Source organism: Providencia sp. 2024EL-00732, from assembly GCF_044006275.1.
GTDB classification, from domain to species: domain Bacteria; phylum Pseudomonadota; class Gammaproteobacteria; order Enterobacterales; family Enterobacteriaceae; genus Providencia; species Providencia huashanensis.
The window spans coordinates 384,432-410,088 of sequence record NZ_JBIPDG010000001.1; the positions used below are offsets into that span (position 1 = coordinate 384,432).

Below are 25,657 nucleotides of genomic sequence, written 5' to 3' on the forward strand. Positions count from 1 at the left end.
ATTACTGTGAAAATCCTTTCGCTATCGTGTCTACAGTCGTATTTAACAGGTCAATATAAGTGGGTACAGGACCATCAGCAGTGGATAATGAGTCTACATATAATACACCGCCATATTTTGCCCCTGTTTCTTTACTGACCTGACGAGCTGGCTTATCAGAAATCGTACTTTCGCTAAATACGACAGGGATCTTATATTTGCGTACAGTATCAATGACTTTTTTAACTTGCTGTGGAGAACCTTGCTCTTCAGCATTAATCGGCCACAAATAAACCTCTTTAAAGCCATAATCTTTAGTTAAATAGCTAAATGCCCCTTCACTTGACACCAACCAACGTTCGTTTTCTGGGATACGGTTTAAACGTTCGCGAAGCGGAGCGTCAAGTGCTGCAATTTGCGCCGCATATTTTTTGGCATTTGCATTATATACTTCAGCATTTTCAGGATCATATTTCACTAAGGCTTCACGGATATTTTCTATATATATTTTAGCGTTAGCGGGTGACATCCATGCATGAGGGTTCGGGTTATCTTTATATTCACCCTCACGGATTGGCATGGGTTCAATCCCTTCGGTTACCACGACAGCAGGGACATTTTTGAAGTTTTCAAAGAAACGTTGGAACCAAACTTCTAAATTCATACCATTCCATAGGATTAAATCCGCATCGTAGGCTTTCATTATGTCTTTAGGGGTTGGCTGATATCCGTGAATTTCAGCACCCGGTTTGGTTATTGACTCGACAATTGCGGCATCACCAGCTACATTTTGTGCTATGTCTTGAATAATTGTAAAAGTAGTAACAACTTTAAACTTTTTCGCAAAGGCGGGTTGGCTAGCAAATATAATTGCTGTTAGCACAAATAAGGTTGTTATTAGAGGTGCAGATAAACGAGATAAATTCTTCTTCATAAAAATTGACCCTGACATTATTGGTTTAGCGTTTTCTAGCATATAGTTGTTAAGGTTTATAACAATTACATTTTATAACTCAACTGATAATGATAATCAATATCGTTTGAGTAAATAAACACAAATATTGTGGAATAACATACATACCCATTATGAAATGCTGGTTTTTATTGTTATTTTGTATGACTAAAACACGTCCTGAAGTAAAAGTTAAGTAAAAATAATTTTATTTTTCCTAGGATTAGTTATTCTTCCATCGGCTTAAGTAGCAGAGGATTATAATAGTGAAGAAAATGATTAGCGGGGCTATTCTGTTACTGCTACTTGCTGGTTGTTCTAGTGAACCAGATAGACCAGTGGCGAAGCAACGAATGTTGGATAACCCTAACACCTTGCCAGCGACGACACAAAATGGTGTATTCCCTCGCACTCCTTTTGATGAATTTATTCGGGACTCAGCAGCCCGCTACAGTATTGATGAAACTTTAATTAGGGCCATCATTGAGGTAGAGTCGAATTTCAGGCCGGAAGTTGTAAGCAAATCAAATGCGATTGGTTTGATGCAAATTAAAGCATCAACTGCGGGGAGAGACGCTTATCGTTATCAAGGAAAGTCCGGTGAACCTAGTTCTAGCGATTTAAAAGACCCTCAAAAAAATATTGATATAGGCACTGCGTATATTCGAATTTTGAGGGAGCAGCAGCTTGCAGGTATTAGCCACCCGCAAACGTTATATTACGCAACAGTTGTGGCTTATGTGAATGGCGCAGGGGCACTATTAAGAACGTTTGATAATGATAAAAGTAGGGCAATAGCTATGATTAATAGTTTATCACCTGAAGAGTTTTATCAACACGTTCAAACTAAGCATCCCGCACCACAAGCTCCGCGCTATTTGTGGAAAGTTAAAAATGCATACAATGCATTAGCGATGTCTTACTGATATTCCTTCAATAAGTGTGGGAGTTGCGCGACAATCTCAACAATACCGTTGATAACAAATTGCACTCCCATACAGATTAATAAGAAACCCATTACACGGGCTATTGCATCAATACCGCTATTTCCTAACCATCGCATAATTGATGTCGCACCTCTCAAACCAATCCACACGATTAGACTCGCAATTAAAAAGGTGAGTACTGGCGCTACTTTTAATACCCAAGGAGCAAAGCTGACATTCCCTTGCAATGAGGCCGTTGAGCTGATGATCATCGCAATAGTACCTGGCCCCGCAGTACTTGGCATTGCTAATGGAACAAAGGCAATACTGGGTGACTCTTGGCGTTTTTTAGGGACATTAGGGTCATCAAGAGCTGCTGCTGTTTGGTCTTCTCCTGAATCATTACTGGGAAATAACATACCAAAACCAATAAATGCAACAATTAACCCACCTGCAATACGAAGCCCAGGTATTGATATACCAAATGTATTCATCACTAATTGGCCTGCATAAAAGGCTATAGTCATAATTGCGAATACATAAATAGAAGCGAGTAACGATTGGTGATCACGTTGCTCTTTGGTCATATTTGCGGAAATACTGAGCATGACCGCAATCGCTGTTAAAGGGTTAGCGAGTGGAAGCAATAAAACAAGGCCAATACCAACAGCTTGAAATAGCTCGAGGAAATTTGTCATAGTGATTAAATACAAGCTCCCAGTTTAGATAGATGAGTACCCTTATCTTAGATGATAACAAAATTTGTTATAGATCTGTACCTTAGCATATCTACCTAGATTAATGTTTTAATATTAAAACAAAATACGATTAAGAATTTATGTAAACTACAAATGAGTACTGGGACGAAAAAGTTGTTCACATTAACTGTGGATAACCCTCAGTTTCCTTTGTGAATAACTCAATTAACTTTATCAATAACATGGACATATGTGGATGAGCTAAAAGTATTCAATTATAATAGGCAAAAAAAAACCTTTTTATGGGGGTCATAAAAAGGTTAAGGGCATCTATTAACAGGTTGTCTTAATGTTGATGTGTTATAGATTGTAACGGTTACAATGTTATTTACTGGTAGTTTATGTAAATTCATTAAAAGAAATCGTTTAGCGTTCATATAGGATGAAAAATAGTATGTTAGTTGGAATTAACCATTTAACCATTGCAGTGACTGATGTTGAGAAAAGCATCTTCTTTTATCAATCATTACTTGGTATGAAGCTACATGCAAGTTGGAAAAATGGAGCGTATATCTCCTGTGGGGATTTATGGTTATGTTTATCGTTAGATAAAACACGCTTATCTTTTTCACATACCGAAACAGATTACACTCATTATGCTTTTACAGTTAGTGAGGCAGATTTTCCTATCTGTGTTGCCAAACTAAAACAGGCTAATGTCATTGTTTGGAAAGAAAATAAGAGTGAGGGGAAATCATTTTATTTTCTTGACCCTGATGGGCACAAATTAGAACTGCATGTGGGTGGCTTATTGCAACGTTTAAAAAGCTGCCAAGAAGCCCCTTATGAGGGTATGAAATTTTATTAAATAAGCCTGAGAATTTCTTTACAAATGATTTTTAATTTTAAAAATAGCTTTACGTAGAGTGATATATCCTATTTTTAATGAATTATTAAAGAAATAGGAATAGGTATGAAAAAACTCATAGCGACATTCGCAGGGGCGTCAATGTTGTTGGTTTTGGCTACCGCAATGATTTTGATTGTTTTCCCTCAGCAGTGGAAACAAAATATTTATCCAACTATATCTCAACTATTGCCAACATCGCTTAGTACAATTTTACCTAAAAGTTTAGTGAGCAATAATGTCTGTGATAGCTTAGAGGATAATCTGCAAAACTTTGCAAGCTACCTTAAAGTTAACCAAGACATTGTAGATATTAAGGGTATGAATAGCTTAGATGAGCAACTGACGAATATCCAAGCAAGGATTGATGCAATGCCGTCAGATGTTCGTGACCTTGTATGCCAGCAGGAGTATAGCAAATTAGAAGGGTTAAAAAGTGTATTCTCTTTAGGGCCTAATAATTAATTTTTTGGGTTAGTTATTTTGCTTGGTAATATCCCATACAAAGCCTTTCTATTGTTTTATAATATGCTGATTACCTTATTTTTGAGTTTAAGGCAGCATAATGAAAATTCTAAAATTTCCATTGTTGAATTGGCTAATTGCGAATGGCGTTGCAGTTTATTTTCTTTTTAAACAAGGTGCGTTAGATTGGTATTTTTCTGGCTGGCTGGGGGTTTTAGGGATTTTAGTTGCTCTAGAAAGTGTCAGTTGGGTGACAACAAGTTTATTTTATTTTTATAAACATAAAACATCGCCTAATCCGAGTGTGCGGGCAACGCACCTCATCACAAATGGCCCATATCGATTATCCCGCAACCCCATGTATCTGGCTTTTACTTCCATGAGTTTGGCACTGGCTCTATTAACACATTCCCCATATTTCTTAGTTTCTGGCTTAGTATTCTGGCTAGTAACCGATTTATATACAATTCCGCAAGAAGAAAACTTTTTAGCTAAATCCTTTAAAGCAGAATGGGATAGTTATCACAAACAAACGAGGCGTTGGTTATAAAATCATATTAATGAGACTTATTCTCATCTATGATTGAGTCTATTTTTCTATAACGCACAGGCTAAGGTAATTAATGAATTATCAAGTGGCTCCATTTTGGATTAATTCAGGTAAGTTAGCGTGTTTGATTGTTATTAGTTTGTTCCTTGCATTTTTTTCTGTAAGTACTTTTATCGCATATTTACTGGTTATTGGTGTGGGATGGGCAGTATTGGTATCGTTCAAAATACATGCAATGAAAGAAAAGGGAGTAATACTAAAAAACAGTGATACATCAGATTGGATGGTTTATATCCAAGGTATTCCTGTTGAAGAGAAAAGGCAGACATTAGCTAACCCCTGTTTTGCAACATTACAGCACGCCCAGTCATTTTTCAGCAATGCATTTATGATTAGGGTTTTAATTCAAGTTATATTTTGTAGCTATATTCTTTGGCAAATATGGGGATTAGATAATATCAATGCACAAATACTTACCTTGATTGGAGTGGTATATCTTGGGTATACGTTATGGGTATCAATTCAGCGATATATTACTCTTAAACAAGGTAACTTAATCATTGAAGAATTAACGGCGCCTAGTGGATCTCTTTGGTATAGGGTGTATTTCAAAGAAAAAGAAAAACTATTTCCTGCTTTGGATGGATTATTCGCCATTTAATCGGGAAGGTATTGATTTTTCTTATGAAGAAGAACAATAAACGGCTTTGCGCTATCGCCATAAATTATGTCTGTGTTATCATTGATAGTTGAGTTACTCGCGATGTATCAATTTATGTTATCTTAATTTAACTAGAATTGTGTACATATCTCGCATAGTGAAGTGAGAAATCGTTAGTAACGTATTGATTTATAATTTTGGAATAATCAAGCAAGTGATCTGGCGTGTGGGTCACCACTGCTGATAAGGATTTTTTAATGCCTGTTATTACTCTTCCTGATGGAAGTCAGCGTCAGTTTGACCATCCTGTTTCTGTGATGGACGTGGCTCGCGATATTGGCGCGGGTCTAGCAAAAGCGTGTATCGCCGGTCGCATTAATGGCGAACGTGTTGATGCGTGTGAAATGATTGAACATGATGCTAATGTGTCAATTATTACGAGTAAAGATGACGACGGACTCGAAATTATTCGTCACTCTTGTGCTCACTTGTTAGGTCATGCCATCAAGCAATTATGGCCAAACACCAAAATGGCAATCGGTCCAACTATCGACAACGGTTTTTATTATGATGTCGATTTAGACCATACGCTGACGCAGGAAGATTTGGAAAAGCTAGAGAAGCGTATGCTTGAGCTTGCCAAAACAGATTATGATGTGGTGAAAAAACGTGTTTCTTGGAGCGAAGCTCGTGAGACATTTGTTGCCCGCGGCGAAGACTATAAAGTTGAAATCTTGGATCAAAATATTAGCCAAGATGATCGCCCTGGTTTATATCACCATGAAGAATATGTTGATATGTGTCGTGGTCCACATGTACCTAATATGCGTTTTTGTCACCACTTCAAATTGCAAAAAGTGGCTGGCGCGTATTGGCGTGGTAACAGCGACAATAAAATGTTGCAGCGTATCTACGGTACCGCATGGGCTGATAAGAAACAATTGGCAGCCTATTTATTGCGTTTAGAAGAAGCCGCTAAGCGTGACCATCGTAAAATCGGTAAACAATTAGATTTATATCATATGCAAGAAGAAGCGCCAGGTATGGCGTTCTGGCATAATGATGGTTGGACAATTTTCCGTGAACTGGAAACTTTTGTACGTACGAAACTGAAAGCTTATAACTATCAAGAAGTTAAAGGTCCATTCATGATGGATCGCGTACTGTGGGAAAAAACAGGTCACTGGGATAACTATAAAGATGCAATGTTCACGACTTCATCAGAAAACCGTGAGTATTGTGTAAAACCAATGAACTGCCCTGGTCACGTACAAATCTTTAACCAAGGTTTGAAATCTTATCGTGACTTACCATTACGTATGGCAGAATTTGGTAGCTGTCACCGTAATGAGCCATCAGGTGCTTTACATGGTTTGATGCGTGTGCGTGGCTTTACTCAAGATGATGCACATATCTTCTGTACAGAAGAACAAATTTTAAGTGAAGTAACCAGCTGTATTGAAATGATTTATGATGTTTACGCAACTTTTGGTTTTGAAAAGATTGTTGTGAAACTATCAACTCGCCCTGAAAAACGTATCGGTACTGACGAGATGTGGGACAGAGCGGAAGAAGACTTAGCTAACGCTCTGAAATCAAAAGGTATTGAATTCGAATACCAACCAGGCGAAGGCGCATTCTATGGTCCTAAAATTGAATTTACACTGTATGACTGCCTTGACCGCGCATGGCAATGCGGTACCGTCCAGTTAGACTTCTTCTTGCCGGGCCGTTTAACCGCTTCCTATGTAGGCGAAAATAACGAACGTATCGTTCCTGTTATGATCCACCGTGCTGTATTGGGTTCACTTGAGCGCTTTATTGGTATTTTAACAGAAGAATACGCAGGCTTTTTCCCAACATGGTTAGCACCACAACAAGTGGTTGTAATGAACATAACGGATAGCCAAGCTGATTATGTTCAAGAATTAGTTAGCAAGCTGCAAAGTGTTGGCATTCGCGCGAAAGCAGATTTACGTAATGAGAAAATTGGCTTTAAAATCCGCGAACACACGCTGCGTCGAGTCCCTTACATGCTAGTATGTGGTGATAAAGAAGTTGAATCAGGCAAAGTTGCTGTACGTACCCGTCGTGGTAAAGATTTAGGTAGCCTTGATGTCAACGAATTCATGACTAAACTGCTTGAAGAGATCCGCAGTCGTCAACTCAATCAGATGGAGGAATAAGGTATTAAAGGCGGAAAAAAACTCCCAACAGCACGTCCTAATCGTATTAACGAAGAGATCCGTGCTACAGAAATCCGTGTCACAGGTCTAGACGGTGAGCAACTCGGTGTTATGAGTGTGCGTGAAGCACTCTTTAAGGCTGAAGAAGCAGGTGTCGACTTAGTCGAAATCAGCCCAAATGCTGAGCCACCCGTTTGTCGTATTATGGACTACGGTAAGTATCTTTATGAGAAGAGTAAGTCTCAGAAAGAACAGAAAAAGAAACAAAAAGTTGTTCAAGTGAAGGAAATTAAATTCCGTCCAGGAACAGACGAAGGCGACTACCAAGTTAAATTACGTAGTTTAATTCGCTTTTTGGAAGAAGGTGACAAGGCTAAAGTCACACTACGTTTTCGTGGTCGTGAAATGGCTCACCAACAGATTGGTCTGGAAGTGCTTAATCGCATCAAAGCTGATCTGGATGAACTGGCGTCAGTGGAATCATTTCCTTCAAGAATTGAAGGGCGCCAGATGATCATGGTATTGGCACCAAAGAAAAAATAATTAAGCCAGTATTGGTATAGCTAAGCAGTGCTCGTTATGGGCACTGCTTATCTTGTATTGTCAGTAATGTGAGCAAATGTCGTGCTTATTCAGTAATAAGCTAAATTAATAACTAATTAAAATAGACTGACTGATAGAAATAAACACGGTAAAACTAAATTTTTAAATAAGTTAACGTGATTTATTTCAAGATTTACTTGAGTAATCGGGCAATAAGCATTAAAATCCGCGGTCGAATCGCTTTGTCAGTTTTTAAATAATAAGCAGACAAGCCAAAGAATCTTGTACGCAGATGTTGTATTAAGCAATAATAGTTCTGCGTATTGCTTTAGAGAGTATGCAAATCTCTTTATCCAGTTGGAGGAATGAAGTATTAAAGGCGGAAAAAGAATCCCAACAACACGTCCAAATCGTATTAACGATGAAATCCGTGTTCCTGAAGTCCGTTTAACAGGTTTAGACGGTGAACAGTTAGGCATTATGAGCGCACGCGAAGCGCTTGAAAAAGCTGAAGAAGCAGGTGTAGATCTTGTGGAAATCAGCCCAAATGCTGAACCGCCAGTTTGTCGTATCATGGATTACGGCAAATTCCTTTATGAGAAGAGCAAATCTCAAAAAGAACAGAAAAAGAAACAAAAAGTTGTTCAGGTGAAGGAAATTAAATTCCGCCCTGGTACAGATGAAGGTGATTATCAGGTCAAACTACGCAACCTGGTTCGCTTTCTAGAAGATGGTGACAAAGCTAAAGTTACGCTGCGTTTTCGTGGTCGTGAAATGGCTCACCAACAGATTGGTCTGGAAGTGCTTAATCGCATCAAAGCTGATCTGGAAGAACTGGCGTCAGTGGAGTCATTCCCTTCAAGAATTGAAGGACGTCAGATGATTATGGTGTTGGCACCGAAGAAGAAATAATTAGGCCTTGCAAGTAATAGCGAAAGTTATTCGCCTAATTAATTCGTAGTTTATCACAATGCGAAGTTGGAAATAAAAGAAATGCCAAAGATTAAAACTGTACGTGGCGCAGCAAAGCGCTTTAAAAAAACTGCAGGCGGTGGCTTTAAGCGCAAGCATGCAAACCTTCGTCATATCCTGACTAAAAAGTCAACTAAGCGTAAACGCCATTTACGTCCGAAAGGAATGGTATCTAAGGGCGATCTGGGTCTGGTAGTAGCCTGCCTGCCTTACGCATAAGTAAACAATTTAGTTAATTAAGATAAAAGACGATAGGAGATAGCTATGGCTCGCGCAAAACGTGGTGTAATCGCCCGTGCACGTCACAAAAAAATTCTGAAGCAGGCGAAAGGTTACTATGGTGCACGTTCACGTGTTTACCGCGTAGCGTTTCAGGCGGTAATCAAAGCTGGTCAATACGCTTACCGTGACCGCCGTCAACGTAAACGTCAGTTCCGTCAACTGTGGATCGCGCGTATTAACGCAGCGGCTCGTCAGAACGGTCTGTCTTATAGCCGTTTCATCAATGGCTTGAAAAAAGCTTCGATTGAAATCGACCGTAAGATCTTAGCAGACATCGCAGTTTTCGATAAAGCAGCATTCACTGCTTTAGTTGAAAAAGCAAAAGGCGCTTTAGCTTAATTGTTTGCTTGAAGAGAGGAAGGTAACTTCCTCTTTTCATTTATAACTATTTGTGTTAATACTTTAATAGCCCATTTTTTTGAGAAATCATTGCATGTGTTTTGTTATTTTTCGTTTCTTTTTTTACTTTAGCACCTGATTCTCGGGGGCTTTTGCGCGTAAAGATAGAAAGAATAAACGAAAAGTTACGCTAAAGCCTCCTTAGGGAGGCTTTTTTGTTTCTGGTTTAGGATTAAATACAGTAAAATCAGTTAACTACCCCGCCATCTTAAATGGAATGTGGGTTTAATAATTTAGTGAATAACTAGCAAAAAGACCGAGTGGTCATAAAGGGGAAACAATGCCACATCTCGCTGAGTTGGTTGCACAGGCAAAAGCAGCCATTGAACAGGCCCAAGATGTTGCTACGTTGGAGTCAGTGCGTGTTGAATTTTTAGGCAAAAGCGGCCACTTCACACTACAGATGAAAACGTTGCGTGATCTGCCTGCCGATGAACGTCCAGCAGCAGGGGCCGTAATAAATGAAGCCAAAGTACAGGTTCAAGATGCACTAAATGCCCGTAAAGATGCCATGCAAGCTGAGATCCTCAATGCGCGTCTCGCTTCAGAAAAAGTGGATGTATCATTACCTGGGCGTCGTATGGAAAACGGTGGACTACATCCAGTGACCCGCACGATCCAGCGAATTGAAGAATTTTTTGGTGAATTAGGTTTCTCTGTTGAGACTGGCCCTGAAATTGAAGATGACTATCATAACTTTGATGCGCTAAACATTCCTGCTCACCACCCAGCACGTGCAGATCATGATACTTTTTGGTTTGATGCTAAGCGTTTGTTACGTACCCAAACCTCTGGGGTACAAATTCGTACTATGAATGGTCAACAACCTCCAATTCGTATCATTGCACCAGGTCGTGTATATCGTAACGACTATGACCAAACACATACTCCAATGTTCCACCAAACAGAAGGTCTGATTGTTGATAAAGACATCAGCTTTACTAATTTAAAAGGCACATTGCATGACTTCCTGAATAACTTTTTTGAAGAAGAAGTACAGGTACGTTTTCGCCCATCATATTTCCCATTCACAGAACCTTCAGCTGAAGTTGATGTCATGGGAAAAAATGGTAAATGGCTAGAAGTGTTAGGTTGTGGCATGGTACACCCGAATGTACTTCGCAATGTTGGGATTGACCCAGAGGTCTACTCAGGTTTTGCATTTGGTATGGGAATGGAACGCTTAACAATGTTGCGTTATGGTGTTTCTGACTTACGTGCATTCTTCGAAAATGATCTTCGTTTCCTCAAACAGTTTAAATAAGGCGGGTTTATCTCATGAAATTCAGTGAACTATGGTTACGCGAATGGGTGAACCCGGCGATCAATAGTGACGCATTATCAGACCAAATCACTATGGCTGGTCTTGAAGTTGATGGGGTTGAAGCTGTTGCTGGTCAATTTCACGGTGTTGTTGTTGGTGAAGTGGTTGAATGTGGTCAACATCCCAATGCAGACAAATTACGTGTTACCAAAGTGAATGTTGGTGGCGATCGCTTATTAGATATTGTCTGTGGTGCTCCAAATTGTCGTCAAGGGTTGAAAGTTGCAGTTGCAACGGTAGGCGCAGAACTGCCGGGTGATTTCAAAATCAAAGCGGCAAAATTACGCGGTGAGCCATCAGAAGGCATGCTGTGTTCTTATTCGGAACTGGGTATTTCTGATGACCATAGCGGGATTATAGAATTACCGTTAGACGCTGTTGTTGGAACCGACATCCGCGAATATTTAAAACTTAATGATAACGCAATTGAAATCAGCATTACGCCAAACCGTGCAGATTGCTTAAGTATTCTTGGTGTGGCTCGTGATGTTGCTGTTATTAATAAATTAGCGCTAACTGAGCCTGCTATCAATGTGGCCCCTGTTACGACCAAAGACACATTTCCTATCCGTGTTGAAGCTCCTAAGGCCTGTCCGCGCTTTTTAGGCCGTGTAATCAAAAATATCGATGTGTCTGCACCGACACCGATGTGGATGAAAGAAAAGCTGCGTCGTGGTGGTGTGCGTTCTATCGATGCTGTTGTTGATATTACCAACTATGTATTACTAGAACTAGGGCAACCTCAGCATGCGTATGACTTAGACCGTTTAGATGGCGCTATTGTTGTACGTATGGCAAAAGAAGAGGAAAAACTGGTTCTTCTTGATGGTAGTGAAGCCACATTGAAATCAGATACACTTGTTATTGCTGATGAATCTAAAGCATTGGGAATTGCAGGTATTTTTGGTGGTGAACATTCAGGTGTTAATGCTGAGACGAAAAATATCCTGCTAGAGTGTGCATTTTTCGACCCTCTATCAATCACAGGTCGCGCACGTAATTACGGCTTGCATACTGATGCCTCTCACCGCTTTGAGCGTGGTGTTGACCCACAACTACAATTTAAAGCTATTGAACGTGCGACAGCGTTAATCGTTGAAATTTGTGGTGGTGAAGTCGGCGAAATTATTGATGCTACGAGTGAGCAACACTTACCAAAAGCAGCCAATATTAAGCTGACGCGCAATAAATTAGACCGTTTGATTGGCCATGTTATTGAAGATGAATTAGTTACCGACATTTTAACGCGTTTAGGTTGCCAAGTCGTGGTTTCAGCAGGGTGTTGGGATGTAGTGGCACCAAGCTGGCGTTTCGATATGCAAATCGAAGAGGACTTAGTAGAAGAGGTCGCACGTGTTTATGGCTACAACAATATTCCTGATGTGCCGTTACGCGCCGATCTGGTTATGACTAATCATAAAGAAGCTAACTTACCATTAAAACGTCTTAAAGCGATGTTAGTTGACCGTGGATATCAAGAAGCGATTACGTATAGCTTTGTGGACCCGAAAGTTCAGGCATTATTGCACCCACAACAAGATGCATTAATGTTGCCGAACCCAATTTCTGCGGATATGTCGGCGATGCGTTTGTCTCTATGGACTGGTTTATTGACAACGGTTGTCTATAATCAAAATCGTCAACAAAATAGAATTCGTTTATTTGAAACAGGTCTACGCTTTATTCCTGATAATCAAGCAGAATATGGAATTCGCCAAGAACCTATGTTGGCGGGGGTCATTACAGGTAACAGATTTGAAGAACATTGGTCATTAGATAAACAAGTTGTTGACTTCTTTGACTTAAAAGGTGATCTTGAAGCTGTTTTTGAATTGACTGGGAAACTAAATCAAATTACATTTAAATCTGAGGCACATCCTGCATTGCATCCAGGTCAAAGTGCTGGGATTTATCTGGAAAATGAACACATTGGCTTTATTGGTGTGGTTCATCCAGAATTAGAACGTAAACTCGATTTAAATGGTCGTACGGTGGTGTTTGAGGTTCGTAGTGATGCGATAGCACAACGTGTCATCCCTGAAGCTAAGGCGATTTCACGCTATCCGTCGAACCGCCGTGACATCGCTGTGGTCGTGCCAGAACATGTAGCTGCTGCAGAAGTTTTAGCAGAGTGTAAAAAAGTTGGCATAAATCATATAGTTGGCATAAACTTATTTGATGTGTATTGTGGTGAGGGAATAGCAGAGGGTTATAAGAGCCTAGCTATCAGTCTTATCTTCCAAGATACTCAACGTACGATGGAAGAAGAAGAGATTACCGCGACCGTTGATCTGTGTGTTGCTGCGTTAAAACAGCGATTCCAAGCCTCCTTGAGGGACTAAACCTATGGCGCTTACTAAAGCTGAAATGTCAGAAAATTTGTTTGAAAAACTGGGTGTTAGCAAACGTGATGCTAAAGACCTTGTCGAAACTTTCTTTGAAGAGGTTCGCCTTTCCTTAGAAAATGGTGAGCAAGTAAAATTATCTGGATTCGGTAACTTTGATTTACGTGATAAAAATCAACGTCCCGGACGTAACCCAAAAACTGGGGAAGATATTCCAATTACTGCACGCCGTGTTGTTACTTTCCGTCCAGGCCAAAAATTAAAAAGCCGCGTGGAAAAAGCAACACCTAAAGAGTAATCATATCAATTGATATAGAAAAGACCGCCTAGGCGGTCTTTTGTTTTTGGAAACTGTGATAGTAGTTGAGAGTTGATTAGACATCATAGGATTGCAATTTTAAATCGTGATTAATTAGAGCTTCTATGTAAATTTGTGCGTCACTATTTAATTTAAACTGAGAATCAGGAGGTAGATCTGATCTAGTGACCAAACTAGGTGCAAAACAAGTTGCTAAGTTATAAGCACCCATTTTATTTATTTCCTTATTTTTTGTGATTTCAGCGAATAGAGGAATGACTAATTGTAGTGTTAACGGTGTTTTTTCAAGAGATAAAAATGCATGTTGAGCATTTTTATCTAGTTCTTTCTGTAGCTCTCTTTTGTCCTGATTGGTTGAGTTTTGAGTGGAAATTTCCTTTAATAACGCAGATTTTTGTTGTATTGCATCGGCTAATTTATGAATGGATTCTGGAGGGGTTTCTAATGAATGAATATTTTTTTCTATTAGATTAGCAGCAATCCTTTTGTAAGCTGAAGTATAAATTTTAATATCAACAATATCTTTGTTTAAAAGATATTCTTTAAGTGGTTTGCCTGCGAGCAGGTGTGAGACTAACTTATCACGTTCAAGCGCATTTGCTGATGTGCGAAAAATACCAATTGTTTCACTGTAGTTTGGGTGAGTTAAAATGGCGCTACCCAGTTTATTAAGCTGAAGATAATTCATTTTTTCATCGCTAGTGAGCTCTTTACAGTAACCGATAGCCTTTATGTTTTCTTGCTCTATCTTTTTCGCAGCTAATTTGTTTTTTTCACAAATTGGTGAGGTTGGGGGCATTTCAGTAGAGAAGGTGGGATAGTGTTTGACCGTATTTGATTGAAACTTGTGTAAGATATAGTTTTTTATACTAGACAGAACATTGATTTTTCTGATTGAATTTATAAACCCTTTCTTCTTCTCACTAGAGGGACGCATATTTTCGTGAGGATTTGTTATCAGTGATGATTTGAGTGCATTGTTTCTAACTTTCATAGGTTTCCATAGAGATTATGTTAAAATTAAAAATTAATTTAAATCTATGGTGATAATATATCTTGCATAAAAAACGGTAATTTTCTAACTCAATAATAAATAAGTAAATATATATATGACTTATTCTTTGCTTGGATTACAAAAACAACAAAATAAATCAGACATACGTTTAATCGTGTTTTTGTTTTTCTCCCTTTTTATCATTGCAATATTATCGCTTAGTGCAGGGGAGATTTGGTATTGGCCTAGCCAATGGATGAATGACACAGCACAACTTTTTGTTTGGCAAATTCGTTTTCCTCGCACACTTACGGTCATTGTGATTGGTGCAGCTCTTGCTGTCACAGGGGCAATAATGCAAGCCTTATTTGAAAACCCATTAGCAGAACCTGGCTTATTAGGTGTGAGTAATGGCGCAGGTGTTGCTGTAGTATTGACTGTATTACTATCGTCAGGCATGACACATTACTGGCTATTAAGTGTTAGCGCGATTATAGGTGCTTTACTGTTTACCTCTATATTGCTTTACTTTGCTCGTCGTAAGGACATGAATAATTCCAGTTTATTGCTTGTTGGGGTTGCACTTGGTGTGATTAGTGGGGCTTGTATGACATGGATGGTGTATATGAGCAGTAATTTGGATTTACGCCAATTACTCTATTGGATGATGGGGAGTTTTAGTGGGGTTGATTGGCGCCAAATGGGCTTAGTGGCTGCATGTTTACCCTTTTTATTTTGGGCTCTTTTTCAAGGGAATGTGTTGAATTATATTTCATTGGGGGCCGTTCAAGCTTATCAGTTAGGTATCTCAATACATAAATGGCGAATTATTTTAATTGTTATTAGTGGAGTCTTGATTGGGCTTAGCGTTGCCATTGCCGGTGCTATTAGTTTCATTGGTTTAGTTGTTCCACATATATTGCGGTTAAGTGGTATCACGGATAATCGTTTATTATTACTGGGTTGTGCGGTTGCCGGCGGGTTGGGCTTATTGGTTGCAGACTTACTTTCTCGCTTATTAATCGCGAATGCAGAAATACCAATTGGTGTGGTCACTGCCACATTGGGTGCACCAATATTTATCGTATTATTAATTCGTCATCAACAATGGCGGTAAATACGATGAATGATCAACCAATAATTGATATTAAAAATATTAACGTTAATAAACGGTTAATTAATATTTCAGCTCAGGCTTTTCCCGGTGAGCAAATTCATTTATTAGGCGCAAATGGCTCAGGGAAAAGTTCGTTATTAGGTGCGATAAGTGGTTATTTGCCTGTAGCGGGGGATATCCACATTAATGGTATTAATCTACAACAGTATCGTGTTTCTCAATTAGCTAACCAACGTGCGTATTTTCCTCAGTTCGTCAATACCATGCCTATCTTGAAAGTTTTTCAATATCTTGAGTTATTTTCACCTAAAAACTCGCGACTAATAGGTATTTTTGAACGTTTATGTACTGATTTTCAATTAATGCCCTTACTTCGAAAACGGATTACACAACTTTCTGGAGGTGAGTGGCAACGAGTTAGACTTACCGCAGCATTTTTACAGGTTTGGGATGAACAGTCATTGGCGGGAAAATTCATATTATTTGATGAACCAATGAGCAATTTAGACATTATCCAACAGGCAACGTTAGATAAATGGATTAAATATTTTTGTGATTGCCTAGGAACCGTTATAATGAGTGGACACGACCTCAACCATTCTTATAAAAATGCGTCTGGTATTTGGCTGATGAAACAAGGAAGGCTAATGGCGATAGGAAAACCTGATGAGGTGATGACCGAAAAAAATTTATCTGACATTTTTATGTCTGAAATTAAGCTAAGTCAAAACACATCGAATAGAATGTGGCAAATTATAAAATTAGCGGATTAATCGAAAAGTTGATTTAATCACTTATTTTTATGCGGGATAATACAGCAAGATTCGCAAGTGTTGAGGTTCGGTTAAAGTATAATTAACTAGAATATTCTATTCACAATGAAAACTAGGCTATAAACAATATGAGCAATTTCTTACCATTTTCAAAACCAGCAATTGGTGATGAAGAGGTCAAGGCAGTTGAAAAAGTTCTGCGTTCAGGCTGGATTACAACAGGCCCACAGAATCACCAGTTAGAAGAGGATTTCTGTAAACGCTATGGTTGTAAGCATGCGATAGCACTTTCATCTGCTACTGCGGGTATGCATGTTGTCTTAATGGCATTAGGTATCGGCCCAGGTGATGAGGTGATTACACCATCACAAACATGGGTTTCAACCATTAATATGATTGAATTACTGGGTGCTACACCTGTAATGATTGATGTTGACCGCGATACATTGATGATCCAACCCGAAGCGGTAGAAAAAGCGCTAACAACAAAAACTAAAGCAATTATTCCTGTACATTACGCAGGAGCTCCTTGTGATTTAGACGCGTTGCGTTTAATTGCGCAAAAAGCGGGCGTTGTATTGATTGAAGATGCTGCACATGCTGTTGGTACGCGTTATAAAAATGAGTGGATTGGCGAGAAAGGCACGTCTATTTTCTCATTCCATGCTATTAAAAATGTTACTTGTGCAGAAGGGGGGTTAGTCGCAACAGATGACGACGAACTTGCTCAGCGCGTACGCACACTTAAATTTCATGGTTTAGGGGTTGATGCGTTTGATAGGCAAATGCAAGGCCGCAAGCCACAAGCTGAAGTTGTAGAACCCGGTTTTAAATACAATTTATCGGATATCCATGCCGCAATAGCGGTAGTGCAGTTATCTCGTGTTGAGCAATTAAATCAACGTCGAGCTGAACTGACAGCACAGTATCGTGAATTGCTAAAAGACTCTCCATTACAGATGCTTAGTGTTCCTAATTACCCTCATTTGCATGCTAATCATTTATTTATGGTTCGTGTTGATAAAAACGAATGTGGTATTGACCGTGACACTTTCATGGAAAAATTGAAAGAGCACGATATTGGAACGGGGCTACATTTTCGCGCAGCCCATACACAAAAATATTACCGTGAAAAATATCCTGAATTAACGTTACCTGAATCGACATGGAATAGTGCGACATTATGTTCGTTACCGCTGTTTCCAGATATGACGGATGATGATGTTAAACGGGTTGTAAAAGCAGTAGAAGCAGTTCTTTTGGAGTCTAAATAGTGTCATACGCAGATGAATTTGATGAGATAAAAAAAGTCTCAGTGGTAATCCCTGTCTATAATGAAGAACAGAGCTTGCCACAATTATTAGAACGTACTATCAAATCATGTAAACAACTGACTCAATCTTATGAGTTAATTTTGGTCGATGATGGTAGTAGTGACCGCTCAGCACAAATGTTAACGGATGCAGCAGAAAACCTTGATAACCATGTGATTGCTATTATCCTTAATCGTAACTATGGTCAGCACTCTGCTATTATGGCGGGCTTTAATCAAGCAGATGGGGATTTAGTTATTACCTTGGATGCGGATTTACAAAATCCACCTGAGGAAATCCCACGTTTAGTGCAAACAGCGTCGCAAGGTTATGATGTAGTAGGCACGCGTCGTGCTAATCGCCAAGATTCTTGGTTCCGTAAAACGGCATCTAAGATGATTAATGCGATGATCACTCAAGCAACAGGGCGTTCAATGGGGGATTACGGTTGCATGTTACGTGCTTACCGCCGCCATATCATTCAAGCTATGTTGCAATGTCATGAAAGAAGTACATTTATTCCTATTCTTGCGAATACGTTTGCGCGTAGAACGATTGAAATTGATGTTGCGCATGCGGAACGTGAGTTTGGTGATTCTAAATACAGCTTTATGAAGCTGATTAACTTAATGTATGACTTGTTGACTTGCCTAACTACTGCGCCACTGCGTTTATTAAGCGTTGTGGGTAGTGTTATTGCTGTCGGTGGTTTCCTGCTGGCGGTTTTATTGATTGCACTACGTTTAATTTTTGGCGCAGAGTGGGCAGCAGATGGCGTATTTACCCTGTTTGCAGTACTCTTTATGTTTATTGGTGCGCAGTTTGTTGCTATGGGTTTATTAGGTGAATACATCGGTAGAATTTACAATGATGTGCGCGCGAGACCTCGTTATTTTATTCAAAAAGTCGTCGGAGCAGACCTTAAATCCGACAAAAATCAGGAAGAAGACTAATGAAAGCTATTGTTTTTGCCTATCATGATATTGGCTGCGTAGGGCTAAAAGCGCTTGAAAAAGCGGGTTTTGATATTCAAGCAGTGTTTACTCACACTGATGACCCAAATGAAAACCACTTTTACTCTTCAGTTGCACGCTTAAGCGCTGACATGGAGCTTCCTGTTTTCGCACCTGAAAACGTTAATCATCCACTGTGGATTGAACGTATTCGCGAAATGAAACCTGATGTGATTTTCTCTTTTTACTACCGTGATATGCTAAGTGAAGAACTGCTGTCAATTGCACCTAAAGGGGCTTTTAACTTACATGGTTCATTACTGCCTAAATATCGTGGTCGTGCGCCTATCAATTGGGCACTATTAAAAGGTGAAAATGAAACGGGTGTAACCTTGCACAAGATGGTGGCTAAAGCTGATGCTGGCGATATCATTGCGCAAGAAAAAGTGGTAATCACTGAAACTGATACGGGTTTAACCTTACATGCAAAAGTTCGTGAGGCGGCAGAAGTTTTATTAGATAAAACACTACCACTAATCGAAGCGGGTACCTATAAAGCGGTTGCTCAAGACGAAAGTCAAGCAACGTATTTTGGGCGTCGTACAGCGGAAGATGGTCAAATTGACTGGAACCGTAGCGCAAAAGAAATTGATTGTCTTATCCGTGCGGTGACTGAGCCATATCCAGGCGCGTTTACTTATTTAGGCGCACGCAAAATGGTTATTTGGCGTGCACGTGTTCTAGATGACAATCAAGGTAAAGCTGCGGGGACTGTACTTTCTAATGACCCTCTGCGTATTGCTTGTGGTCAAGGTGCGATTGAAGTTGTTAGTGGGCAAAGTGAAGCAGGTTTATATATGCAAGGTAACCGCCTTGCTACCGAAATGGGTATCGTGACTGATGTTCGTGTAGGTGCGAAACCAACTGCACAAGTTAAACGTCGTACTCGTGTTCTTATTTTGGGTGTAAATGGCTTTATTGGTAACCATTTAACTGAACGTTTATTAAAAGATGGAAATTACGATATCTATGGTATGGATATCGGTTCATCAGCAATTGAGCGTTTTATTGGTAACCCTCGTTTCCACTTTATTGAAGGTGATGTAAGCATCCATACTGAGTGGATTGAATATCACATTAAAAAATGTGACGTTATTCTGCCATTGGTTGCGATTGCAACACCAATCGAATACACCCGTAATCCGCTGCGTGTTTTCGAATTAGACTTTGAAGAAAACTTAAAAGTTGTTCGCTATTGCGTGAAATACAACAAGCGCATCATCTTCCCATCAACTTCTGAAGTTTATGGTATGTGTGATGATAAAGAGTTTGATGAAGACGAATCACGCTTGATCGTCGGTCCTATCAATAAGCAGCGTTGGATTTACTCTGTCTCTAAACAGTTACTTGACCGAGTAATTTGGGCATATGGTGCAAAAGAAGGTCTGAAATTTACCTTATTCCGTCCATTTAACTGGATGGGACCTCGTTTAGATAGCCTAAACTCTGCACGTATTGGTAGTTCACGCGCGATTACTCAGCTAATTTTAAACTTAGTTGAAGGTTCGCCAATCAAACTTGTTGATGGTGGTGCGCAGAAACGTTGCTTTACTGATATAAAAGATGGTATCGAAGCGTTGTTCCGCATTATTGAAAACAAAGACGGTAAATGTGATGGCCAAATCATCAACATTGGTAACCCTACGAACGAAGCAAGTATTCGTGAACTGGCTGAAATGTTGTTAGAAAGCTTTGAAAATCACCCACAACGCGATAAGTTCCCTCCGTTTGCTGGCTTCCGTGAAATTGAAAGCAGTAGCTACTATGGTCAAGGCTATCAAGATGTCGAGCATCGTAAGCCAAGTGTTGAAAACGCACGCCGCTTATTAGATTGGGTTCCAACTATCGACATGAAAGATACTATTGAAGAAACATTAGATTTCTTCTTGCAAGGTGCAGTTGAAGAACTAGGTAATAAAGACTAATGAAAAAAGTTGGCTTGAGAATTGATGTGGATACCTACCAAGGTACATTAAAAGGGGTTCCACAATTACTCAAAGTGCTTAAACAGCACAACATTCAGGCCAGCTTTTTCTTCAGTGTAGGACCAGATAACATGGGGCGCCATTTATGGCGCCTTTTGCGTCCTAAATTTCTGTGGAAAATGCTCAGGTCGAATGCAGCGTCTCTTTATGGGTTAGATATTTTACTCGCAGGCACCGCTTGGCCGGGTAAAAAGATTGCTAAAGATTTAGGCTACTTGATGAAACAAACGTTGGATGAAGGCCATGAAGTTGGTCTACATGCATGGGATCATCAAGGTTGGCAAGCTAAAGTTGCAAAATGGAGTAAGTCACAACTTACCGAACAAGTGAAGTTAGGTGTTGATGCATTAGAATGTGCCATTGGTCAACGTGTAACATGCTCGGCTGTTGCTGGCTGGCGAGGTGATGAGCGAGTATTAGAAGTTAAACAAACGTTTAATTTTGACTACAATAGTGATTGTCGTGGCAAATATCCATTTCGACCGATTATGGCGGATGGTTCTCTTGGGACAGTTCAAATTCCTGTAACATTACCAACTTACGATGAAGTCGTAGGGACTGTCGTGAGTGATGAAGCATTTAATGATTTTATTCTTCAAGCAATTAAAGAAGATCAAGGCGTTCCAGTTTATACTATCCACACAGAAGTGGAAGGAATGTCAAAATCGGAACAATTTTTACAATTATTGGAACGAATCACACAAGAAGAAATCCAATTCTGTACATTGAGTGAATTACTGCCAGAGGATTTAAATTCATTGCCAAAAGGGCGTGTGGTCAGAGCACCATTCCCTGGGCGTGAAGGCTGGCTAGGCTGCCAAGAAGAGGTATAAGCAATCTATGTTGAATAACCGAGCGAGCAAAGTAGGAGCCTCTCTGCTGGCTCTTTTTTTTATCCTGACCTATTTATTGCCGTTGAACAGCCGTTTACTTTGGCAACCCGATGAAACACGCTATGCAGAAATCAGCCGCGAGATGCTACAGCGGGGGGACTGGATTGTCCCTTATATGTTGGATGTGCGTTATTTTGAAAAACCAGTTGCAGGTTATTGGATAAACAATATCAGCCAAATGATCTTTGGTGATACTAACTTTGCAGTTCGTTTCGGTTCTGTTTTTTGTATTCTTCTTAGTGCATTACTGGTTTATCGCATGGCAAAAATGATGTGGCGTAATAGCCACGTTGCTTATGTTGCAAGCCTGATTTACATCTCGATGTTTTTAGTTTTTTCCATCGGGACATACAGTGTACTTGACCCAATGTTATCTTTATGGATAGCGGCGAGTATGTTTTGTTGTTTATGGGCGATGAAAGCCAGAGAAGTCAAATCTAAACTTGGGGCATGGGTTTGCCTTGGGTTAGCTTGTGGTATGGCATTTATGACTAAGGGTTTTTTAGCCCTTGCTATACCCGTGATCGTCATGCTTCCAGTCACACTGTATCAAAGGCGTTTTCTTGAATTAGTAAAGTATGGGCCACTTGCGATAATTTCAGCGGTCATTATTAGCCTTCCATGGGCATTGGCGATTGCTAAACAAGAACCTGATTATTGGAATTATTTTTTCTGGATAGAGCATATTAAACGTTTTACTGCGGATGATGCTCAGCATATTGCACCTTTTTGGTATTATATCCCCATTATATTGCTCGGTGCCATCCCTTGGGCAGGTTTACTACCCGGCGCAATAATCAAAGGGTGGAAAGAACGTAAATCTAGCCCTGATATGTTCTTTTTACTGTGTTGGTTTATAGTGCCAGTTATCTTTTTTAGTATTTCTCGCGGTAAGTTACCAACCTATATGTTGCCGTTTATGGCGCCTTTAGCTCTCTTAATGGCAAAGTATGGGGTTGATTGCGTGCGTAATGGCACGATGAGAGCGCTAAAAGTTAATGGTATTATTAATATTGTATTGGGCATTGCTGCAGTGATTGCTGTGATTGTGATAAGCACAGTGATAAAGAAACCGTTATATGAACCAGATGAATGGTCAAAAATGGTTTTAGGTGTCGTTGCTTTCTCTATCTGGGCGATCATCGGTTACCTTTGCACCGTGCTTAATGCCAAATATTGGCTTTGGGCTGCGTCATGTTCATTGGCGGTTAGCTTATGTATTGGTAGTGCCTTACCAAACAACACCATTGATTCGAAATTGCCGCAAAACTTTATTCATCAAAACCATGACTTGTTGATGAATAGCCGTTATTTAATGGCGAGTAATGTTGGTGTTGCGGCTGGTCTTGCTTGGGAAACTAAAAACTCAAATATTTATTTATATAATAGTAGTGGTGAGTTGACCTACGGTTTGAAATACCCTGACAGCCAACATCGGTTAGTTAAACCAGACCAATTTGCACAATGGTTAGCAAAAGCACGTCAAGAAGGGCAGGTAACGGTGGTCTTTTTATTAGGTCGTAAAGAAGGGTTACCGGATATACCTAAACCAGATGAAGTCATTAAAAATTCGCGTATGGCGATTGTGGTTTATCATCAACAATGATAGCTCAACTATTACTATTATTACTTGTTAGCGTATTAACTTGCATGGGGCAAGTGGCTCAAAAACAAGCAGTGGTAAATTGGCAGAGTGAAAAAACCAATAAAACAGCATCAGCACTTCGGTGGCTGGTGCTGGCGGTTTTCATGTTGGGTCTTGGCATGTTGTTTTGGCTGAAGTTATTGGAAACCATGCCTCTCAGTATTGCTTACCCAATGCTAAGTATTAACTTTGTATTAATTACTTTGATTGGCCAGTTTATCTATAAAGAACAAACAGGGCTTAGTCATTGGCTAGGGGTCGCAGCGATCATGTTGGGTATTTTGCTAATGAGTATCAGTGTATGAATAAAGGATATTTATGGGTACTTGGCAGTGCACTACTAGTGACTGTGGCCCAACTGAGCTTGAAAGCCGGTGTGGTTGAGTTACCCTCATTTACACTTGGCTGGCACTGGTTACAAGCAGATTGGTTATTGGCAAATTTTGTTAGCCTAAGTATTATTTTTATAGGGTTAGTTTGCTACGCATTATCGATGCTATGTTGGTTATTTGCATTAAAATATATCGCATTAAATAAAGCCTACCCCCTTATCAGCCTTAGTTACGTATTCGTCTATATTCTCGCTGTTTTGTTACCTTGGTTTAATGAACCTGCGACATGGTTAAAAGCAGCGGGAATTGCCTTTATTTTATTAGGCGTTTGGTTGATTAGCCGACCAACAAAACAAATGAAAAATAATAATAAGGGGGGTAAAATCTAAGTTGTTTATTTTTTATTCTTCACGCACTATAATCTCAGTTAAATATTGTAATAAGAACGATGAATAAGGTGCTTTATGCTTATAAAAATACAACACCTACCATTACTTTTGTGTCTAGTTTTAATCGGCTGTTCATCAACGACAGTTAAAAGGACACCGCCGCCGCCGCTAAAAACACAGTTGTCCGACCCAATAATGACAATAGCACAGTTAAAAGACCAATTAGAACAATGGTATGGGACGCCTTATCACTATGGTGGAATGAACCAAAGTGGTGTGGATTGTTCAGGTTTTGTTTATCGCACCTTTAACGATCGTTTTGCTATCCAGCTGCCCCGAACGACGGTGGACCAAACTCAGTTAGGGACGCGAATTGATAAATCGGATTTGATGCCAGGGGATTTGGTTTTCTTTAAGACTGGTTCAGGGGAAAATGGGTTACATGTGGGTATTTATGATACCGATAATACTTTTATTCATGCTTCAACCAGTAAAGGGGTGATCCGTTCCTCAATGGATAACGTTTATTGGCGAAAAGTGTTCTGGCAAGCAAGGCGCATCTAAACTCGCTATTTTTTTCAGTGATTATGCTATCTTAGAAGCAATTTTTGTTTTAAGGGTAGTTTTTAATGTCTAGGTTACGTTTACTTATCTCCGAATCTTTTGATCCTTGGTTTAACCTTGCGGTTGAAGAAACTATTTTTCGACAAATGTCAGCAGATCAACGTGTTATGTTTTTATGGCGTAATGCGGACACGGTGGTTATTGGTCGAGCTCAAAATCCTTGGAAAGAATGTAATACCAGAAGGATGGATGAGGACAATGTTCGCTTAGCACGTCGTAGTAGTGGCGGTGGCGCAGTATTCCATGATCTGGGAAATACATGTTTTACGTTTATGGCGGGGAAACCTGAATACGATAAAACAGTTTCTACACAAATTATCGTTGATGGTTTAGCTCAAGTGGGTATCGCTGCACAAATTTCTGGGCGTAATGATTTGGTTTTAGACACTGAAAATGGCCTAAGAAAAATCTCTGGCTCTGCTTATCGTGAAACAAAAGACAGGGGTTTTCATCATGGAACCTTGTTAATAAATGCTGATTTAAGTCGTCTAGCAAACTATTTGAACCCAGACCCTAAAAAGTTGCAAGCAAAGGGGATCACCTCGGTACGCTCTCGGGTCGCAAATTTATCTGAATTAGTCCCTAATATTTCCCACGAAAAAGTATGCGAAGGCATTATTAAAAGCTTTTTCGAGCATTTCGGTGAGACGGTTGACCCCGAATATATTTCCCCTGAGAAGTTACCTGATCTACCCAATTTCAAGGAAACTTTTGCTAAACAAAGTAGCTGGGAATGGAATTTTGGGCAGGCGCCTGCCTTTTCACATTACTCTGATACTCGATTCCCGTGGGGGGGAATTGAATTTCATTTTGATATTGAAAAAGGTGTGATTAACCGTTGTCAATTTTTTACTGATAGCTTAGACCCTTCGCCATTAGAGTGGCTCAGTGAACAGCTAGTTGGTAAGGTCTATCAAACAGAGACTATTCGTTTATTAAGTAAACAAATGATGCAGAAATGGCCTCAATTACAGGAACAATTGGCTGATTTAGAAAACTGGTTGGTTTTAGAGTTAAGTTAAAAAAAGAGCCGACAGTTGTCGGCTCAGACATAGACATTAAAATAACGAA

General features: G+C 39.7%; 27 protein-coding genes and 1 other annotated feature. Of the genes, 24 read left to right on the top strand and 3 right to left on the bottom strand.

Annotated elements, in window-relative coordinates:
• Nucleotide 1: 1 nt before the first annotated feature.
• Nucleotides 2-913 carry a metal ABC transporter substrate-binding protein gene (locus tag ACHB7C_RS01750; protein WP_071548016.1) on the bottom strand — a complete coding sequence of 304 codons (912 nt, stop codon included), beginning with the start codon at nt 911-913 and terminating at the stop codon, nt 2-4.
• 284 nt (nt 914-1,197) lie between these two features.
• Here ACHB7C_RS01750 and ACHB7C_RS01755 point away from each other — a divergent pair, with 284 nt between their 5' ends.
• Nucleotides 1,198-1,857 (top strand): transglycosylase SLT domain-containing protein, encoded by a 660-nt coding sequence (locus tag ACHB7C_RS01755; protein WP_166685391.1) that lies wholly within the window; start codon nt 1,198-1,200, stop codon nt 1,855-1,857.
• Here the strand turns inward: ACHB7C_RS01755 and ACHB7C_RS01760 are convergent.
• Nucleotides 1,851-2,555: a MarC family NAAT transporter gene (locus ACHB7C_RS01760; protein WP_042844079.1), complete on the bottom strand. Its 705-nt coding sequence runs from the start codon at nt 2,553-2,555 to the stop codon at nt 1,851-1,853. The genes ACHB7C_RS01755 and ACHB7C_RS01760 overlap by 7 nt on opposite strands.
• 454 nt (nt 2,556-3,009) lie before the next feature.
• Between ACHB7C_RS01760 and fos the strand changes: the two genes are divergently transcribed.
• From fos to ihfA, 12 genes are all read left to right on the top strand, one after another.
• The gene (gene fos / locus ACHB7C_RS01765) at nt 3,010-3,423 is read left to right on the top strand and encodes a fosfomycin resistance glutathione transferase (RefSeq protein ID WP_042844077.1); all 414 of its coding nucleotides are present in this window, start codon (nt 3,010-3,012) and stop codon (nt 3,421-3,423) included.
• 105 nt (nt 3,424-3,528) lie between these two features.
• Nucleotides 3,529-3,927: a hypothetical protein gene (locus ACHB7C_RS01770; RefSeq protein WP_042844076.1), complete on the top strand. Its 399-nt coding sequence runs from the start codon at nt 3,529-3,531 to the stop codon at nt 3,925-3,927.
• A 100-nt stretch (nt 3,928-4,027) separates the two neighbouring features.
• Entirely contained in the window at nt 4,028-4,477 is a 450-nt protein-coding gene (locus tag ACHB7C_RS01775; protein WP_395346234.1) for a methyltransferase family protein, read from the top strand.
• Between the two features lie 73 nt (nt 4,478-4,550).
• Nucleotides 4,551-5,138: a hypothetical protein gene (locus tag ACHB7C_RS01780; RefSeq protein WP_210831663.1), complete on the top strand. Its 588-nt coding sequence runs from the start codon at nt 4,551-4,553 to the stop codon at nt 5,136-5,138.
• A gap of 257 nt (nt 5,139-5,395) precedes the next feature.
• Entirely contained in the window at nt 5,396-7,324 is a 1,929-nt protein-coding gene (gene thrS / locus ACHB7C_RS01785) for a threonine--tRNA ligase (RefSeq protein ID WP_042844073.1), read from the top strand.
• Nucleotides 7,325-7,327: 3 nt separating this feature from the next.
• Nucleotides 7,328-7,867, top strand: a complete 540-nt coding sequence (gene infC, locus ACHB7C_RS01790) for a translation initiation factor IF-3 (protein WP_071548018.1) — start codon at nt 7,328-7,330, stop codon at nt 7,865-7,867.
• A 372-nt stretch (nt 7,868-8,239) separates the two neighbouring features.
• The gene (infC, locus tag ACHB7C_RS01795; RefSeq protein ID WP_071548019.1) at nt 8,240-8,779 is read left to right on the top strand and encodes a translation initiation factor IF-3; all 540 of its coding nucleotides are present in this window, start codon (nt 8,240-8,242) and stop codon (nt 8,777-8,779) included.
• Between the two features lie 81 nt (nt 8,780-8,860).
• Nucleotides 8,861-9,058, top strand: a complete 198-nt coding sequence (gene rpmI, locus ACHB7C_RS01800) for a 50S ribosomal protein L35 (RefSeq protein ID WP_004263702.1) — start codon at nt 8,861-8,863, stop codon at nt 9,056-9,058.
• Between the two features lie 45 nt (nt 9,059-9,103).
• Nucleotides 9,104-9,460, top strand: a complete 357-nt coding sequence (rplT, locus tag ACHB7C_RS01805) for a 50S ribosomal protein L20 (RefSeq protein WP_004263714.1) — start codon at nt 9,104-9,106, stop codon at nt 9,458-9,460.
• An 88-nt stretch (nt 9,461-9,548) separates the two neighbouring features.
• Nucleotides 9,549-9,680: a sequence feature (Phe leader region), on the top strand.
• Nucleotides 9,681-9,800: 120 nt separating this feature from the next.
• Nucleotides 9,801-10,784, top strand: a complete 984-nt coding sequence (pheS, locus tag ACHB7C_RS01810) for a phenylalanine--tRNA ligase subunit alpha (RefSeq protein ID WP_048606990.1) — start codon at nt 9,801-9,803, stop codon at nt 10,782-10,784.
• A 14-nt stretch (nt 10,785-10,798) separates the two neighbouring features.
• Nucleotides 10,799-13,186 (top strand): phenylalanine--tRNA ligase subunit beta, encoded by a 2,388-nt coding sequence (gene pheT, locus ACHB7C_RS01815; RefSeq protein ID WP_131679947.1) that lies wholly within the window; start codon nt 10,799-10,801, stop codon nt 13,184-13,186.
• A gap of 4 nt (nt 13,187-13,190) precedes the next feature.
• Nucleotides 13,191-13,487 (top strand): integration host factor subunit alpha, encoded by a 297-nt coding sequence (ihfA, locus tag ACHB7C_RS01820; RefSeq protein WP_004263721.1) that lies wholly within the window; start codon nt 13,191-13,193, stop codon nt 13,485-13,487.
• Between the two features lie 76 nt (nt 13,488-13,563).
• Here the strand turns inward: ihfA and ACHB7C_RS01825 are convergent, their stop codons facing one another.
• A complete protein-coding gene (locus ACHB7C_RS01825; protein ID WP_198861323.1) occupies nt 13,564-14,502 on the bottom strand; it encodes a RhoGAP domain-containing protein in 939 nt (312 codons plus the stop codon).
• A 115-nt stretch (nt 14,503-14,617) separates the two neighbouring features.
• On the opposite strand from ACHB7C_RS01825, the gene btuC reads away from it, so the two are divergent.
• The 11 genes from btuC (at nt 14,618) to ACHB7C_RS01880 (ending at nt 25,608) form a co-directional block, all read left to right on the top strand.
• The gene (btuC, locus tag ACHB7C_RS01830; RefSeq protein ID WP_048606996.1) at nt 14,618-15,619 is read left to right on the top strand and encodes a vitamin B12 ABC transporter permease BtuC; all 1,002 of its coding nucleotides are present in this window, start codon (nt 14,618-14,620) and stop codon (nt 15,617-15,619) included.
• A 5-nt stretch (nt 15,620-15,624) separates the two neighbouring features.
• On the top strand, nt 15,625-16,392 hold the full coding sequence (locus ACHB7C_RS01835) for an ATP-binding cassette domain-containing protein (RefSeq protein ID WP_166687187.1): 768 nt from the start codon (nt 15,625-15,627) through the stop codon (nt 16,390-16,392).
• A gap of 128 nt (nt 16,393-16,520) precedes the next feature.
• Entirely contained in the window at nt 16,521-17,666 is a 1,146-nt protein-coding gene (arnB, locus tag ACHB7C_RS01840; protein WP_042844061.1) for a UDP-4-amino-4-deoxy-L-arabinose aminotransferase, read from the top strand.
• A complete protein-coding gene (gene arnC, locus ACHB7C_RS01845; protein WP_349488597.1) occupies nt 17,666-18,658 on the top strand; it encodes an undecaprenyl-phosphate 4-deoxy-4-formamido-L-arabinose transferase in 993 nt (330 codons plus the stop codon). The genes arnB and arnC overlap by 1 nt, the downstream gene beginning before the upstream one ends.
• Entirely contained in the window at nt 18,658-20,643 is a 1,986-nt protein-coding gene (gene arnA / locus ACHB7C_RS01850; RefSeq protein WP_042844058.1) for a bifunctional UDP-4-amino-4-deoxy-L-arabinose formyltransferase/UDP-glucuronic acid oxidase ArnA, read from the top strand. The genes arnC and arnA overlap by 1 nt, the downstream gene beginning before the upstream one ends.
• Nucleotides 20,643-21,536 (top strand): 4-deoxy-4-formamido-L-arabinose-phosphoundecaprenol deformylase, encoded by an 894-nt coding sequence (arnD, locus tag ACHB7C_RS01855; protein WP_129465833.1) that lies wholly within the window; start codon nt 20,643-20,645, stop codon nt 21,534-21,536. Before arnA ends, arnD begins: the two co-directional genes overlap by 1 nt.
• A 7-nt stretch (nt 21,537-21,543) precedes the next feature.
• Nucleotides 21,544-23,202: a lipid IV(A) 4-amino-4-deoxy-L-arabinosyltransferase gene (gene arnT, locus ACHB7C_RS01860; protein WP_042844056.1), complete on the top strand. Its 1,659-nt coding sequence runs from the start codon at nt 21,544-21,546 to the stop codon at nt 23,200-23,202.
• Nucleotides 23,199-23,546: a 4-amino-4-deoxy-L-arabinose-phosphoundecaprenol flippase subunit ArnE gene (arnE, locus tag ACHB7C_RS01865; protein ID WP_129465834.1), complete on the top strand. Its 348-nt coding sequence runs from the start codon at nt 23,199-23,201 to the stop codon at nt 23,544-23,546. The genes arnT and arnE overlap by 4 nt, the downstream gene beginning before the upstream one ends.
• Nucleotides 23,543-23,962, top strand: coding sequence for a 4-amino-4-deoxy-L-arabinose-phosphoundecaprenol flippase subunit ArnF (gene arnF, locus ACHB7C_RS01870; protein WP_166685394.1), 420 nt, complete (start codon nt 23,543-23,545; stop codon nt 23,960-23,962). The genes arnE and arnF overlap by 4 nt, the downstream gene beginning before the upstream one ends.
• Before the next feature lie 75 nt (nt 23,963-24,037).
• Entirely contained in the window at nt 24,038-24,526 is a 489-nt protein-coding gene (locus ACHB7C_RS01875; protein ID WP_042844053.1) for a C40 family peptidase, read from the top strand.
• A 65-nt stretch (nt 24,527-24,591) separates the two neighbouring features.
• A complete protein-coding gene (locus tag ACHB7C_RS01880) occupies nt 24,592-25,608 on the top strand; it encodes a lipoate--protein ligase (protein WP_042844052.1) in 1,017 nt (338 codons plus the stop codon).
• Nucleotides 25,609-25,657 lie beyond the last annotated feature (49 nt).